At 70.5% G+C, this 13,034-nt stretch carries 10 protein-coding genes and 1 pseudogene; 9 read left to right on the top strand and 2 right to left on the bottom strand.

What is annotated here, in order from left to right; all coding sequences use genetic code 11:
• The first annotated feature begins 314 nt into the window (after nucleotides 1-314).
• Nucleotides 315-1,421 (top strand): ABC transporter permease, encoded by a 1,107-nt coding sequence (locus E4U92_RS35330; RefSeq protein WP_241681801.1) that lies wholly within the window; start codon nucleotides 315-317, stop codon nucleotides 1,419-1,421.
• A 45-nt stretch (nucleotides 1,422-1,466) separates the two neighbouring features.
• Here the strand turns inward: E4U92_RS35330 and E4U92_RS35325 are convergent, their stop codons facing one another.
• Complete coding sequence (locus E4U92_RS35325; RefSeq protein WP_137304545.1) at nucleotides 1,467-2,210, bottom strand: VOC family protein; 744 nt, start codon at nucleotides 2,208-2,210, stop codon at nucleotides 1,467-1,469.
• 433 nt (nucleotides 2,211-2,643) lie between these two features.
• Between E4U92_RS35325 and kdpF the strand changes: the two genes are divergently transcribed.
• From kdpF to E4U92_RS35300, 5 genes are all read left to right on the top strand, one after another.
• Nucleotides 2,644-2,733 (top strand): K(+)-transporting ATPase subunit F, encoded by a 90-nt coding sequence (gene kdpF, locus E4U92_RS35320; protein ID WP_067241407.1) that lies wholly within the window; start codon nucleotides 2,644-2,646, stop codon nucleotides 2,731-2,733.
• Between the two features lie 8 nt (nucleotides 2,734-2,741).
• The gene (kdpA, locus tag E4U92_RS35315; protein WP_137304544.1) at nucleotides 2,742-4,403 is read left to right on the top strand and encodes a potassium-transporting ATPase subunit KdpA; all 1,662 of its coding nucleotides are present in this window, start codon (nucleotides 2,742-2,744) and stop codon (nucleotides 4,401-4,403) included.
• A 32-nt stretch (nucleotides 4,404-4,435) separates the two neighbouring features.
• Nucleotides 4,436-6,571, top strand: coding sequence for a potassium-transporting ATPase subunit KdpB (gene kdpB, locus E4U92_RS35310; RefSeq protein ID WP_137304543.1), 2,136 nt, complete (start codon nucleotides 4,436-4,438; stop codon nucleotides 6,569-6,571).
• Nucleotides 6,572-6,576: 5 nt separating this feature from the next.
• Nucleotides 6,577-7,245, top strand: a complete 669-nt coding sequence (locus E4U92_RS35305; protein ID WP_137304542.1) for a potassium-transporting ATPase subunit C — start codon at nucleotides 6,577-6,579, stop codon at nucleotides 7,243-7,245.
• A gap of 442 nt (nucleotides 7,246-7,687) precedes the next feature.
• On the top strand, nucleotides 7,688-8,050 hold the full coding sequence (locus tag E4U92_RS35300) for an AQJ64_40280 family protein (protein ID WP_338326465.1): 363 nt from the start codon (nucleotides 7,688-7,690) through the stop codon (nucleotides 8,048-8,050).
• A 106-nt stretch (nucleotides 8,051-8,156) separates the two neighbouring features.
• Here E4U92_RS35300 and E4U92_RS36965 read toward each other — a convergent pair.
• Nucleotides 8,157-9,259: pseudogene (locus E4U92_RS36965) on the bottom strand (hypothetical protein).
• Between the two features lie 233 nt (nucleotides 9,260-9,492).
• Between E4U92_RS36965 and E4U92_RS35290 the strand changes: the two are divergent.
• The 3 genes from E4U92_RS35290 (at nucleotide 9,493) to E4U92_RS35280 (ending at nucleotide 12,761) form a co-directional block, all read left to right on the top strand.
• Nucleotides 9,493-9,882, top strand: coding sequence for a hypothetical protein (locus tag E4U92_RS35290; RefSeq protein ID WP_137304541.1), 390 nt, complete (start codon nucleotides 9,493-9,495; stop codon nucleotides 9,880-9,882).
• A 129-nt stretch (nucleotides 9,883-10,011) separates the two neighbouring features.
• The gene (locus E4U92_RS35285) at nucleotides 10,012-10,506 is read left to right on the top strand and encodes a lamin tail domain-containing protein (protein ID WP_137304540.1); all 495 of its coding nucleotides are present in this window, start codon (nucleotides 10,012-10,014) and stop codon (nucleotides 10,504-10,506) included.
• Between the two features lie 701 nt (nucleotides 10,507-11,207).
• On the top strand, nucleotides 11,208-12,761 hold the full coding sequence (locus tag E4U92_RS35280; protein ID WP_137304539.1) for a pectate lyase family protein: 1,554 nt from the start codon (nucleotides 11,208-11,210) through the stop codon (nucleotides 12,759-12,761).
• The last annotated feature ends 273 nt before the right edge of the window (nucleotides 12,762-13,034 follow it).

The following is a 13,034-nucleotide window of genomic DNA, read 5'->3' as shown; positions in this document are numbered from 1 at the left end:
GACTTGGCAGGGCCATGACTTTCCCGTGGCGGAATGATGTCTTCCGTCGCGGGCCGGGCCGGGCCGGATCGGGCCGGATCGGGCCGGGCCGGATCGGGCCGGATCGGGCCGGGCCGGATCGGGCCGGGCCGTCCGCCCGCAGGCGCTCCCGCCCCCCGGCCGGACGGTCCAGGGCCGCGTCCCCCGCACCTCCCCGCCTCCCGCCACCGCACGCCGCACACCGTTTGCGGACTCACGGGGCGGCTGCTCGAATGTCCGGGGAAGGGGAGTGGCAGGTCGCGTCCCGTGCCGGCCAGGTCCGAAGGAGCCCAGACGTGAGCACCGACCCGGCGGCACCACCCGGCAGCGGCGGCAGCCGGCCGGGAGCGCAGCAACGCGACGACGGTGCCTGGCAGCGGTTCCGGAACTCACCCTTCTGGCCCGCGTGCGTGCTGGTGGTGATCCTGGCCGCGGCGGCCGGACTGTTCGCCGGCTCCTACACCTACGCCATGGCCAACCCCACGCCCCGCAACCTGCCGACAGCCGTGGTCGGGGAGTACGACCAGGCCCGCGGCCGTGCGTTCCTCGACGCGCTGGGCAAGAGCCTCGGCTCCTCGGTGCGGGCGCACACCTACCCCTCCCGCGCCGCCGCCCTGAACGCGGTCGAGAACCAGACCGTCTTCGCCGTCTTCGAGCTCCGTGACAGGGGCCAGGACGTGGTCCTCGACGTGTCCTCCGCGTCCGGCGCGTCCGTCGCCGAGCTGCTGGAGCAGGCGGCACCGCAGGTGGGTGCCCAGGTGGGCGTGAGGGTGACGGTCCACGACGTCAACCCGCTGCAGACCGGCGACCCCCGCGGCCTGGCCATCTTCTACATCTCGCTCGCCGCGGTCATCATCGGCTTCGTCGGGGCCATCCAGCTCAGTGTGCACGCGCGGTCCCTCACGCCCCTGGAGCGGATCGCCTTCACGCTCGCGTACGCCGTGCTCGGTGCCTTCGCCATCGCCGCGACCGTGGACTGGCTGCTGGGCGCGCTCGACCTGCCCTTCGCGGAGTCCTGGTCGATCCTGGCGCTCACCATGTTCGCCAGCGGGATGACCTTCACCATGTTCAACACCCTGGTGGGGCGGTGGGCCATGCTCCCGACCTGGGGGGTGATGGTCCTGCTCGGCAACCCCTCCTCCGGCGGCGCCGTCTCGTGGCCCCTGCTGCCGTCCGCGCTCGGAGTCATCGGGCGCTGGCTGCCTCCCGGCGCCTCCGTCAACGCCCAGCACACCGCGGTGTACTTCGCCGGGCACCAGCACGCCTTCCCCTTCCTCGTGCTGGCCGGCTGGGCGCTGGTCTCGTGCGCGGTGTTCTGGACCTGGCGCCACCGCCACCCGGGCGGGCGGGAGAAGGAGCCCGCTCAGGACACGCCGGACGCGGGCACGGCGGCGGAAGCCTGAGGGAGGGCATGCCCGGCCGGCCCGGCCGCCGCCACCGTCACCGCGTCAGCGCCGCCGGCGCGCGAGCACGCGGAAGGTGTTGCCGTCGGGGTCGGCCAGCAGGACCGCGCCGTCCCCTCCACGAGCCACGTCCAGACGCTTCGCCCCGAGGGCTACCAGGCGCTCCACCTCGGCCTCCTGGTCGTCGTCCGGCGTGAGGTCGAGGTGCAGGTCCCGGCCGGGGTCCGGCATGAGGGGCGGGCCGCCCCAGGTGATCTTCGTGCCGCCGTCCGGTGACTGGACGGCGGTCTCCTCGTCCTGGTCCCATACCAGCGGCCAGCCCAGCGCCTCGCTCCAGAAGTACCCCACGGCCCGCGAACCGTCGCAGGCGAGCGCCCCGATGCGGCCGCAACCGGCGAGGAAGGAATTGCCCGGCTCGATGACGCAGAACTCGTTGCCCTCGGGGTCGGCGAGCACCACGTGGGACGCGTCCGGCCCCTGGCCGACGTCGCAGTGCCGCCCGCCGAGGTCGAGCGCCTTCGCCACGAGCTCCCGCTGGTCGTCCGGGGAGGAGCTGGTGAGGTCGAAGTGCAGCCGGTTCTGGTCGGTCTTGCGCGCCGGGGAGGACCGGAATCCGAGGCGGTATCCGGCGTCGTTCCCGGACAGCAGCAGCACGCCGTCGTACGCCTCGTCGGCCGTCTCGTCGTGCGGTGCGCCGGTCGCCTCCAGGTTCAGCAGGCCTGCCCAGAACCGCGCCAGGCGTTCGGGCTCCTGCGCGTCGAAGGAGAGAGCGAAGAGTCGGCTGCTCATGGCGTCACGCATCCTGGTCCGTCGGGTGCCCGCTGTCGGCAGGGCGCCGGGCCGGCGCCGCGCACGGGGATCCTAGGGGCGGGCAGGACGCGATCGCAGCCCAATATTGCGCGCTTCGGACGGGCGCGCAGCCCCGATGCCGCGCGGGCCCGACGCGCCGGGGCGGGCCGCTCCGAACAGGCGAGGGCACCAGACGTACAGCCGCCCACGCCCTGGTGGGCGGGGCCGTAAGGGACCCGTCAAAGCCGTGGTCGTCGCCGTAAGGGAGCCGTCAACGGACAGCGCCACGGGGCGTGGGAGGAGGTTGGCTTCCCTCGTCCGCTCTTCACCGCACTCGATTCCAGGAGTCAGCGATGGCCGATCCGGCCTTCGTCATCACCGTGCTCGCCGCGTTCGCGCTGGTGGCACTCGTCGCCCGGGGGGTGACGAAGCTGTGACCGCCGAAAACCTCGTCGGCCTGGTCGTGGCCGTCGCCCTGCTGGGCTATCTCGTCCTCGCCCTGTTCTTCCCGGAGAGGTTCTGAGCACAGCCATGGGTCCCGTTCCGGCCGGCGTGCTCCAGTTGCTCGCCCTCGTGGGCGCGCTGGCGCTCGCCCACGTCCCCCTCGGCTCCTCCATGGCCCGGGTCTACTCCTCGAAGCGGCATCTGCGCGTGGAGAAGTGGATCTACCGGGGCATAGGCGCCGACCCCGACTCCGAGATGACCTGGCCCGCCTACCTGCGCGGGGTCCTCGCCTTCTCGGCCGCGGGCGTCCTCTTCCTCTACCTGCTGCAGCGCCTGCAGGGCGTCCTGCCCGGCTCGCTGCACTTCGCCTCCGTCGACCCGGCGCAGTCGTTCAACACGGCCGTCTCCTTCGTGACCAACACCAACTGGCAGTCGTACTACGGCGAACAGACCATGGGTCATGTCGTGCAGACCGCCGGGCTCGCCGTGCAGAACTTCGTCTCCGCGGCGGTCGGCATGGCCGTCGCGGTCGCCCTCGTACGGGGGTTCACCCGCTCGCGCACCGGTGAACTCGGCAACTTCTGGTCCGACCTGGTGCGCGGCACCCTGCGCATCCTGCTACCCGTCGCCGCCGTAGCGGCGGTGGCCCTGGTCGCCTGCGGTGCCCTGCAGAACTTCTCCGGCATCCACGAGGTCGGCCAGTTCATGGGCGGCTCCCAGCAGCTCAACGGCGGGGCGGTCGCCTCGCAGGAGGCCATCAAGGAACTGGGCACGAACGGCGGCGGCTACTTCAACGCCAACTCCGCCCACCCCTTCGAGAACCCCACCCCGTTCACCAACCTCTTCGAGGTCTTCCTGATCCTCGTCATCCCGTTCTCCCTGACCCGCACGTTCGGCGTCATGGTCGGCTCGGTGCGGCAGGGCTACGCCATCCTCGCCACCATGGCCACCATCTGGCTCGGCTTCGTCGCCCTGATGATGTGGACCGAGTTCGCCCACCACGGCCCCGCGCTCCAGGCGGCCGGCGGCGCGATGGAGGGCAAGGAGGTCCGCTTCGGTGTCGGGGGCTCGTCGATCTTCGCGGTCAGCACGACCCTGACGTCGACCGGCGCGGTGGACTCCTTCCACTCCTCCTTCACCGGCCTGGGCGGGGGCATCACCCTGCTCGGCATGATGCTGGGCGAGATCGCGCCCGGCGGTGTCGGCTCCGGCCTGTACGGCATGCTGGTCATGGCGGTGATCGCCGTGTTCATCGCCGGCCTGATGGTCGGCCGTACGCCCGAGTACCTGGGCAAGAAGATCGGCGCGCGGGAGATGAAGCTGGCCGCCGCGTACCTCCTGGTCACCCCGGCGCTGGTGCTGGTGTTCACGGCGGCCTCCATGGCGCTGCCGACCCCCGGGCACTCGATGCTCAACCCCGGCGCCCACGGGTTCTCCGAAGTGCTGTACGCCTTCACCTCGGCGGCCAACAACAACGGCTCGGCCTTCGCCGGCCTGAACGCGAACACCGACTGGTACAACACCATGACCGGGCTCGCCATGCTGTTCGGCCGCTTCCTGCCCATGGTGTTCGTGCTGGCCCTGGCCGGCTCGCTCGCCGCACAGCGGCCGGTCCCCGAGTCCGCGGGCACCCTGCGCACCGAGAAGCCGTTGTTCGCCGGACTGCTGGTGGGCGCCATCCTGATCATCACCGGTCTGACGTACTTCCCGGCCCTCGCGCTGGGCCCGCTGGCCGAAGGGCTGGCGTGATGACCACCCGCACACAGAAGTCAGAGGACTCCATGTCCACAGCCACTGAGCCCCGGGCGCCGCACGGCGAAGCGCCCACCGTGGCCGAGCCCGCCGAACGACGCGTCGGCGCAGGCCTGTTCGACCCCTGCCTGCTGGTGAGGTCGCTGCCGGACGCCTGCCGCAAGCTCGACCCGCGGGTGATGGTCAAGTCCCCGGTCATGTTCGTGGTGTGGATCGGCTCCCTCCTGACCACCGCCTTCTCCTTCGAAGACCCCGGGGACTGGTTCGGCTGGGCGATCAGCGCCTGGCTGTGGCTGACCGTCGTCTTCGCCAACCTGGCGGAAGCCGTCGCCGAGGGCCGCGGCAAGGCCCAGGCGGACACCCTGCGCCGGGCCAAGTCCGACACGGTGGCACGCCGGCTCCGCGCGGACGGCACCCGCGAGGAACACGTGCCCGGCACCGAGCTGACGATCGGCGACCTCGTCGTCTGCGAGGCCGGCGACGTCATCCCCGGCGACGGCGACGTCGTCGAGGGCGTGGCTTCCGTCGACGAGTCGGCCATCACCGGCGAGTCGGCCCCCGTCATCCGCGAGTCCGGAGGCGACCGCTGCGCCGTCACGGGCGGCACCAAGGTCCTGTCCGACCGGATCGTCATCAGGATCACGACCAAGCCCGGCGAGACCTTCATCGACCGGATGATCAGCCTCGTCGAGGGCGCGGCCCGGCAGAAGACACCCAACGAGATCGCGCTCAACATCCTGCTGGCCTCACTGACGATCGTCTTCCTGCTGGCGTGCGCCACGCTGCCGCCGTTCGCCACCTACGCCGGCACCCACCTGACGATGGTCGTGCTGGTGGCCCTGCTGGTGTGCCTCATCCCGACGACGATCGGCGCGCTGCTCTCCGCGATCGGCATCGCGGGCATGGACCGGCTCGTCCAGCGCAACGTCCTCGCCCTGTCCGGCCGGGCCGTCGAGGCCGCCGGTGACGTCTCCACCCTGCTGCTCGACAAGACCGGCACCATCACCCTGGGCAACCGCCAGGCGGCCGCGTTCCTGCCGGTCCACGGCACCTCCGAGGCGGAGGTCGCCGACGCCGCGCAGCTCTCGTCGCTGGCCGACGAGACGCCCGAGGGCCGCTCCGTCGTCGTCCTCGCCAAGCAACACCACGGGCTGCGGGAGCGGCACCAGGGCGAGTTGGCGCACGCCGAGTTGGCGCACGCCGAGTTGGTGCACGCCGAGTGGATCGGCTTCACCGCCCAGACCCGCATGTCGGGTGTCGACGTCGACGGGCGCAGCATCCGCAAGGGCGCGACCGGAGCGGTCGCCGCCTGGGTCCGGCAGGAGGGCGGCACCGTCACGGACGACGCGTACTCCCTCTCCGACGCCATCGCGCAGGCGGGCGGCACACCGCTGCTGATCGCCGCCAAGGACGACCGGGGCGCCCGCGTCCTCGGGGTCATCCACCTCAAGGACGTCGTCAAGGACGGCATGCGCGAGCGGTTCGCGGAGCTGCGCCGCATGGGCATCCGAACCATCATGATCACGGGCGACAACCCGCTGACGGCGAAGGCGATCGCCGAGGAGGCCGGCGTCGACGACTTCCTCGCCGAGGCCACCCCCGAGGACAAGATGGCGCTGATCAAGCGGGAGCAGGCGGGCGGCAAGCTGGTCGCGATGACCGGCGACGGCACCAACGACGCCCCGGCCCTCGCGCAGGCGGACGTCGGCGTGGCCATGAACACCGGCACGTCGGCCGCCAAGGAGGCCGGCAACATGGTCGACCTCGACTCCGACCCGACCAAGCTGATCGAGATCGTCGAGATCGGCAAGCAACTGCTCATCACACGCGGTGCGTTGACGACGTTCTCCATCGCCAACGACGTCGCGAAGTACTTCGCGATCATCCCGGCGCTGTTCGCGGCCGTCTACCCGGGCCTGGACAAGCTCAACATCATGGGCCTGTCCTCACCGGACTCCGCGATCCTCTCCGCGGTCGTCTTCAACGCGCTCATCATCGTCGCGCTGGTCCCGCTCTCCCTCAAGGGCGTGCGCTACAAGCCCCTGAGCGCCGACAGGTTGCTGCGGCGCAACCTCACCCTCTACGGCGTCGGCGGGCTCGTCGCCCCCTTCGTCGGCATCAAGGTCATCGACATGCTCATCTCCCTCATCCCCGGAATCGGCTGAACGCCATGAACAACTCAGTGACCCACACCGCCCGGCTGCTCGGAGCGGGCCTGCGTGCCCTGCTCGCGCTGACCCTGCTGACCGGCGTCCTCTACCCGCTCGCCGTCACCGGCGTGGCCCAGGCGCTGTTCCCGGGCCGGGCGAACGGCTCCGAGGTGAAGGCGGACGGCAGGGTCGTCGGCTCCTCGCTGATCGGCCAGCGGTACGACCTGCCGCTGAAGGAGGGACAGCAGAGCCCCAGTCCGGACCTGAAGTGGTTCCAGGGCCGCCCGGCCAACGGGCTCGGCGCCAACACCCTCAACACCCGGTACGCGCTGCTGCTGTCCGGCGCGACCAACCTCGCCGCCGACAACACGGTCCTCGTGCGGCAGGTGAGGGACGCCAAGGCCGCCGTCGTCAGGGACAACTCGGTGCCCGGCCACCCGGTCCGGGCCTCCGACGTCCCCGCCGACGCGGTCACGTCCTCCGGCTCCGGGCTCGACCCCGACATCTCCCCGCAGTACGCGAGGCTCCAGGTCCACCGGGTCGCCGCCCGCAACGGCCTGTCCGTCCCCCAGGTGGAGAAGCTGGTCACGGACCACACCGAGGGCCGCACTCTCGGCTTCCTGGGGGAGCCCCGGGTGAACGTACTTCAACTCAACATCGCCCTGAAGAACCTGGTGGCCGAGCACTGACGACCGACGGACCGGACACGGGAGGTGACGGACGGGGGCTCTCCCCTCGTCCATCACCTCTTGCTGCCACGACCTGAGCCGGGGCCGCGGCGGGGGCGGGAGGTGAGCCGGAGCCGGGGCGCGAGCGGGCCCAGCCGTGACGGCCGTGCAGCGCCCGGTGCATCCGTCCGTCCGGGTCCGGCAGAAGGAGATACAGGGCTCCCGTCCCGTGACCCCCCGAGCCGGGGCGGGAGCCCGCCCGTGCTGGGCCTTCCTCCGCCGGACGGAGGTGCGGGGAGAGCGGACGTCCACCCCGGGCCCCGCCCACGACCCGTCGCTGAGGCCCGGCACCGTCGGGGCCACGGGCGGAACAGGCAACCCCGGGAAGTCGCCGCGCGTCTGTGCACGTACAAGCCGCACAGGGCGAACAGGGCACACACAGAGGGATGAAGGAGAGTTGGGTTTGCAGGCTGCGGTCGAGTGGGTGGACGCACGCGAGAGACTTCCCCGTTCCGGCCTTCCGGTGGCGGCCGCGACGCACGGCTTCTACCCTCCTGAGACCCCTGACGGCGATGCTCCCGGCGCCGAGTTCTGGCTGGTGCTCGCCATGTACTTCACCGACCGGCACATCGCGGCGGACGGCAGCACCCACTACAACTGCTTCGTCGACTCCGACGGTGTGATCCGCTTCCCGCCCGGAGGGGGCAGCGCTGAGGCCGTCACGCACTGGGCGGCGCTGCCCACGCTTCCGGGCAGCCCGCACACGCTGGTGATGGGTCCGGAAGTCCAGCCGGCGCTTCGTGAAGCGTACGGCGGGAGCAGGTGACGCACCCTCGGTCTCCTGCGCCTGCGTGAGGGGGCGGGGAGCGGGGGAGCGTTGGAGGCGACCGTAGAGGCGAGTGCAAAGCCCTGGTCCTGTCGACGTCAGACCTCTAGAACATGCGCAACCAGCCGCCGTGGTTGAGGTCTTGGACGATCGTACGCAGCCACGCGCTGCGCACCGCGGGCAGCCGAACCAGGGTGTGCTCGAACGTTCCCCAGTCCGCCCGGAACGGACGCCGGGGGAGCGGAGGGAGAGGGTCGTCGCGGAGCACCTCGGCAGGTGGCCTGACGCGGGAACGGGCAACTGCGGCTGGGGAGACACCAGCCACGACCACACCCCCCACGGCAGAGGCACCAGCCGGGCCGATCCGGCCGACCCGCCCGGTGCCCACATCTGACCCGTCTGGGGATGGACCGGCACGAGGAGGATGTCGGCACCCGCACTCGGCGAAGGCCACCCCGGTCCAGCCAGACCGGTCAGCCGCACCGGGGCGCCCGGCGGGAGCAGGGCGTCGAGCGCGGGCTGGAAGACGTCCGCGGTCAGACCGCTCGGGACCGTCACCGGCTGCCCTTGGGAGGCGACCAGGAGATGGGCGAGCGCATGTCCGGCTGCCGCCTCCCACCGGGGGCTCCACGACCAGAAGTGACTCGTCCCCCACCGCCCTCCCCACGTGGCGATTGGCTCGAACGGAGGTGTTCTCTCCCTCGACGCAGCCAGCCCCGCCCAGGAGAGGGGCACGGCGCGGCCACCGTCGACGGGGACGCGGCGCACCGCCTCCGCCTCGAGCCGCACCGCCTGCCAGAGCGAGCAGTCGTCGATCCTCGTTGCCACGGGACGGCCGCACGCCTCGCACCCCAGGTTGGGTCCGTCGCGCCCGTCGAGGCCGCAGCAGTTTCCGCCGAGCCTCTCGGGCACGAGCCGGGTCCCGCGCACATCGCCGGGTGCGATGAGGCTCGCCCCGGGGGCACCGTCGGACACGGCGTGGACCGGCGCGTAGATGCCGCGTGCCTCCGCCTCACCTGGACCGAGGTCCTTCCACAGCCGCCACGGACCGCCCCAGGGGTCCGGGTCGACGGCGAACGTCCCGGACTTTATGAGAACCGGAAGCTGCACCCCGCTCCCGTACTTCTGGCGGGCGTGCACCGGCAGCGCAACCTGGGACAGCGAGGTGGTCAACTCGGCGCCACAGCCGACACACACGAAAACGAACAAGCATCCTCCGGGATCAAAGAGTGGCATCGTCGCAACCGCGCCGACCGCCGACCAACCTATTTTCTCGTCCCGTCGAAGCGCGCCGTCGCACTGTCACACCGTCGCCATGGCCGCTGGCCGGGGGGAATCACCCAGCACCGTCGTCGGCCTGAAGTCCCTTGCTCCCCCTGCCGTTTCCGACATGTGAACCCCAAGTCGGGGCATCCGGCTCCTCAAACGAAAGGGGGCCATGCATGAACGCGGGGCTGGCAAGCTCGCTGGCGTACGGCCACAAGGACGACCCGTCCGACTGGGGATGGATCGCCGCGATCTTCGTGCTGTACCTGCTGATCGGCTACGCGTTGGAGTACCGGTCGAAGAAGCGCAGGGGCGTCGCGCGCCCGGCGAAAGCAGCGGCGAGGGGCCTGTTCTCCGAGCGCCGGAGCAACGCTCCGCTGCAACACCTCACCAGCCGCATGGTGATGATGTGCGGCGCACTGGTGACGGGATTCGCCGCGTACTTCACCCGGAACGCGCCCGTAGCCGTCCAGTTCCCGACCGTGGGTGTCGTGGCGCTGCTCTGCATCTTCGCGTGGGCCTACTTCGACTACCGCACGGAGCCGCGCGACGGGAGCAGTTCCTGAGGGCAGGGCTCAACGTACCTGCGCCTTTTCCCTTCCTTCACGATTTGGTCACCCGGTCGTCATGAAGTGCGATGACTTAGGTAGGCTCCCCACCGCTCCAACCGCACCACACAGGGGGGTACTTCACCCATGCACATACGCCACATCCTGACGGTCGCCGCGGCGGCCGGCGCGCTCGCCGCCGTCACCGCGGCTCCGGCCCAGGCGGCCGAGTACTCGTCCGCGCTGAAGATCAAGGGCGTCCAGTACGACGCGCCGGGCCGGGACTCCAACCGTTGCTCGGGGGGCAACACCAAGGACGAGTACCTGACGATCAAGAATTACTCGCGCACGGCGACCGTCGACCTCAAGGGGTATGTCGTCAAGGACGCCACCGGCAACAAGTTCACCTTCACCTCCACCCACCGGCTCGAGCCCGGTGACTACGTGAAGCTCCGTGGCGGTCGCGGCACCAACTCCGACGCCGGCAACGTCGTCTACCGCCAGAACTGCAACTTCATCTGGAACAACGACAAGGACACCATCTACCTGCTCAAGCCCGGCGGCGCCCGCGCGGACGTGCACTCCTACACGAAGTCCGCCAACGACCGCGACGGCAACGGCTACATCAACTACCACGGCTGACCGCCGGCCCCAGGCTGGGCGGCACCCGGTGCTGCCCAGCCTCGGAGGCGCGGCGGACCCGCCCCACGCCGCCGGTCCCCGCTCTCGCCTCTGCTCGACCGACCGTCCTCGACGGCGGTCCGCCCGTCGCCCGCCCCGTAAACACCGCTTGACTTGCGCCTGACGGCAACCGCGCGACGCGCAGCCACTTGGCCGAGCTCCGGGCACGCGTACCCGCACCGGAACCCGCGGTGATCCGTGGGGGGAGTCGCCCCCTCAAGTGCAAGGTGTGCCCAAGGGCGCCGACGACTCGTGCGCGAACCCTTGTCTCCTTCTGAACGTCGCCCTATCCTCGCGTTGGCGGTTGATAGAAAGCGCTTTCAGTATGTCTGTACCTCACACAACCCAGTGGGGAAACGGCATCCTGGCTGACCAGCCCACGCGCGACTCGGTTCTCTCCATGCCCACCAAGCGCTGAGGAACCGGAAGAAGAGGAATCCAAAGAAACCGCTTGATGGTCGAGTACGGGCATGGATGCCTTGCGCGCGGATTCCTCATGAGGACCCGCACCCACCCAGGGCCGTACCGCGTCGCGCCGCGCTCGCCCTTCCCGGCGTACGACCGGCCCCCCTCCCAAGACCGGCCACCGGCGGCCCGCTCAGATCGAACGACCCGGCATGCGCGGCGACCGCCGCCATGCGACGACGACAAGCGAGGCGAGGATGAGACGACCAGTCGCGATACGACTCTCGGCGGCCACGGCCACCCTGGCTCTGGCAGCGGCGACCGGAGCGGCGTTGTCGGCATCGGCATCGGCATCGACGGCAGCGGCCGCAGCGAGCGGCGCCACCGGCTACGCGTCCCAGAACGGCGGAACCACCGGCGGGGCGGGCGGACAGACGGTGCGCGCCACCACGGGCACCGCCATACACCAGGCCCTGTGCAGCCGGGCCAGCAGCACCACCCCGATCATCATCCAGGTAGAGGGCACCATCAACCACGGCAACACGAGCAAGGTGTCGGGCGGCAGCTGCTCCACGGCCGCCGACAAGATCGAGCTGAAGCAGGTCAGCAACGTCACGATCGTCGGCGTCGGCAGCGGCGCCGTCTTCGACCAACTGGGCATCCACATACGGGAGTCCAGCAACATCGTGATCCAGAACGTGACCGTCCGCAACGTCAAGAAGTCCGGCTCGCCCACCTCCAACGGCGGTGACGCCATCGGTATGGAGAGCGACGTCCGCAACGTCTGGGTGGACCACGCCACCCTGGAGGCGTCCGGCGGCGAGGCGGAGGGCTTCGACGGCCTCTTCGACATGAAGGACAACACGCAGTACGTGACGCTGTCCTACAGCGTGCTGCGCAACTCCGGCCGCGGCGGCCTGATCGGCTCCAGCGAGACGGACCGCTCCAACGGCTACGTCACCTTCCACCACAACCTGTACGAGAACATCGACTCCCGCGCGCCCCTCCTGCGCGGCGGCATCGCCCACATCTACAACAACCACTACGTGAACCTCACCAAGTCCGGCATCAACTCCCGGGCCGGAGCGAAGGCGAGGGTGGACAACAACTACTTCGAGGACTCCAGGGACGTGCTCGGCACGTTCTACACGGACGAGGCCGGCTCCTGGCAGGTCAACGGCAACATCTTCGACAACGTGACGTGGTCCGAGCGCGCCGCCGACAACAACCCGGCGGGCCCGAATCCGCAGTCGAACACCAGCGTCAGCATCCCCTACTCCTACGCGCTCGACGAGGCGTCCTGCGTGCCGGGGATCGTGAGTCAGACGGCCGGCGCGAACAAGGGCCTGCGAGTGTCGGACGGGAGCTGCTCCGCCCAGTCACCCGACCCCACGACCCCCACTCCAGCACCCACTCCGACGGACCCGACGCCTACGCCGACGGGCCCCACCGGTACCAACCTCAGCCTGACGGCGGGCGCCGACGGCTCCTCCAAGGCGAGCGGCACGAGTTACGGCAACGTACGCGACGGTGACCTGGGCACGTACTGGTCGCCGGCCGGTGCGACCGGATCCGTATCCGTGAAGTGGGATGCCGCGACGACGGTGTCCAGGGCGGTCGTCCGGGAGGCCGCGGGCAGCGCCGTCACCGCCTGGAAGCTGGTCAACGCCGACACGGGCGCTGTCCTGGCCTCCGGGAGCAGCACGGGGGCGATCAGCTTCCCCACCACCTCGCTGAAGAAGCTCACCTTCCAGATCACGGGGGCTTCGGGGACGCCGAGGATCGCGGAGTTGGAGACCTACGCGGGCTAGACCGGGGGTTGAGCTCACCTCGCTGCTCGGATGTGGCGGGTAGCGGGGTGAGTTTTTTAGAGGGCTGGTGCCTGCTGAGCTGGGGAGGAAGGGCGGCAGGGGGAGGGACCAACGTGATGTCGGTGTTGGACCGTTGTTGATACCGGGGGGCCGGTTTATTGTGTGGGGTGTGGGGGTGGTCGGGTGGGTGGGCCGGTTCTCGCGGGTTTGTTGTGTGGTCGGCGGTCGGCTGTGTGTGGTCGGCGGTTGGCGTTGGTTGGTTTGTGTCGTTGT

Source organism: Streptomyces galbus (genome assembly GCF_005280195.1).
GTDB lineage: Bacteria > Actinomycetota > Actinomycetes > Streptomycetales > Streptomycetaceae > Streptomyces > Streptomyces galbus.
The sequence above is the reverse complement of the archived record's forward strand: the minus strand, read 5'-3'. Positions and strand labels throughout refer to the sequence as shown.

Excerpts from the sequence above, each read along its gene's own strand:
- E4U92_RS35325 (WP_137304545.1), bottom strand. The coding sequence starts at position 2,210 with ATGAGCAGCCGACTCTTCGCTCTCTCCTTCGACGCGCAGGAGCCCGAA.
- E4U92_RS35305 (WP_137304542.1), top strand. The coding sequence starts at position 6,577 with ATGAACAACTCAGTGACCCACACCGCCCGGCTGCTCGGAGCGGGCCTG.
- kdpA (WP_137304544.1), top strand. The coding sequence starts at position 2,742 with ATGGGTCCCGTTCCGGCCGGCGTGCTCCAGTTGCTCGCCCTCGTGGGC.
- E4U92_RS35280 (WP_137304539.1), top strand. The coding sequence starts at position 11,208 with ATGAGACGACCAGTCGCGATACGACTCTCGGCGGCCACGGCCACCCTG.
- E4U92_RS35285 (WP_137304540.1), top strand. The coding sequence starts at position 10,012 with ATGCACATACGCCACATCCTGACGGTCGCCGCGGCGGCCGGCGCGCTC.
- E4U92_RS35290 (WP_137304541.1), top strand. The coding sequence starts at position 9,493 with ATGAACGCGGGGCTGGCAAGCTCGCTGGCGTACGGCCACAAGGACGAC.
- kdpB (WP_137304543.1), top strand. The coding sequence starts at position 4,436 with ATGTCCACAGCCACTGAGCCCCGGGCGCCGCACGGCGAAGCGCCCACC.